The 1,532-nt window shown below is 55.7% G+C and carries 2 protein-coding genes; both read left to right on the forward strand.

Annotation, left to right across the window (positions count from 1 at the left end):
- The coding region (locus HMPREF9163_RS11360; protein WP_009441956.1) for a head maturation protease, ClpP-related at positions 1-467 on the forward strand (467 nt) is incomplete at its 5' end.
- A 23-nt stretch (positions 468-490) separates the two neighbouring features.
- Positions 491-1,532: phage major capsid protein (locus HMPREF9163_RS11365; protein ID WP_009441957.1), on the forward strand; the 1,042-nt coding region annotated here is incomplete at its 3' end.

Consider the following 1,532-nt stretch of genomic DNA (forward strand, 5'->3'; position numbering starts at 1 on the left):
AGGGAAATGTCAATGTCAAGATTGACGGGATTGCCGCTTCCGCCGCATCCGTTGTGGCGATGGCAGGATCAACGGTTGAGATTTCTCCCTTGGGGATGTTGATGATTCACAATCCCATGACCGTCTCCATCGGCGATACACACGAGATGGAGCGGACGATTACGTTCCTTGCCGAAATTAAGGAGAGCATCATCAACGCTTATGAGATCAAGACGGGGCTTTCCCGTGCGAAGATTTCACGGCTGATGGATGCCGAGACGTGGATGAACGCAAAGAAGGCGGTGGAGCTTGGATTTGCGGATTCTGTTCTCTATACGGACGCACAGCGTCCTGTTACCGATGCGGCAGACGGGCTGATCTTCTCCCGTGCCGCTGTCACGAACTCCCTGCTCTCGAAATTCGGGCAGGGAACACACAATGTCGATGCAGAGCCGTTTAAAAAGCGGCTCTTTTCTATTTCACACTAAGAAACTAATGGAGGGACAAGGACATGGATAAGATTATGGCAATGCGCGAGAAGCGTGCGGAAATGTGGGAACAGGCAAAGCAGTTTCTGGATTCTCACGAAAAGGACGGGCATCTCACAGCCGAAGATGCCAAAGCATACGAGCAAATGGAGAATGAGGTGCTTGCGCTCGGCAAGGACATCGAGCGCATGGAGCGTCAGGCGATTCTCGATGCGCAGCTTGCAAAGCCCGTGACGGCGGCAATCACCAACATTCCGGGGGCTGTGCTCAACGCGGAAAAGACGGGACGTGCAAGCGAGGCATACCATGCAGCAATGCTGAAGGCACTCCGTACGAACTTTCGGCAGGTGGAGAACGTCCTGCAGGAGGGCGTGGATGCAAACGGCGGCTATCTCGTGCCGGAGGAATACGATCAGCGTCTCATTGACGTTCTGAATGAGGAGAACGTCCTGCGTCCGCTTGCAACGACGATCACCACGAGTGGGGAGCACAAGATCAACATCGCCGCCACAAAACCTGCGGCTGCGTGGATTGAGGAGGGCGCAGCACTTACCTTCGGGGACGCGACCTTCGACCAGATCGTTCTCGACGCGCACAAGCTCCACGTCGCAGTCAAGGTAACGGAAGAGCTTCTCTACGACAACGCCTTCAACCTTGAGAACTATCTCATCGAGCAGTTCGGCAAGGCACTGGGCAACGCAGAGGAGGACGCATTCCTGAATGGCGATGGGACGCACAAGCCGAAGGGACTTCTCACCTCGGCAAAAACATCTGTCACCACGGCGGCGGCAGACCTCAAGGCGGACGAACTCGTGACGCTCGTCTACAGCCTCAAGCGTCCCTACCGCAAGAATGCAGCGTTCATCGTCAACGATCAGACGCTTGCCAGCATCCGAAAGCTCAAGGATGCGAATGGGGCGTATTTCTGGCAGCCGTCGTATCAGATGGGCGAACCCGACCGTCTGCTCGGCTATCCCGTGTATTCCTCGGCGTATATGCCTGCTGTCGAGGCGGGTAAGACCGTCATCGCATTCGGTGACTACTCCTACTACAACATCGGCGACC

Origin of the sequence: Selenomonas sp. oral taxon 138 str. F0429 (assembly GCF_000318175.2) — a bacterium.
In the GTDB taxonomy this organism is placed as follows: domain Bacteria; phylum Bacillota; class Negativicutes; order Selenomonadales; family Selenomonadaceae; genus Centipeda; species Centipeda timonae.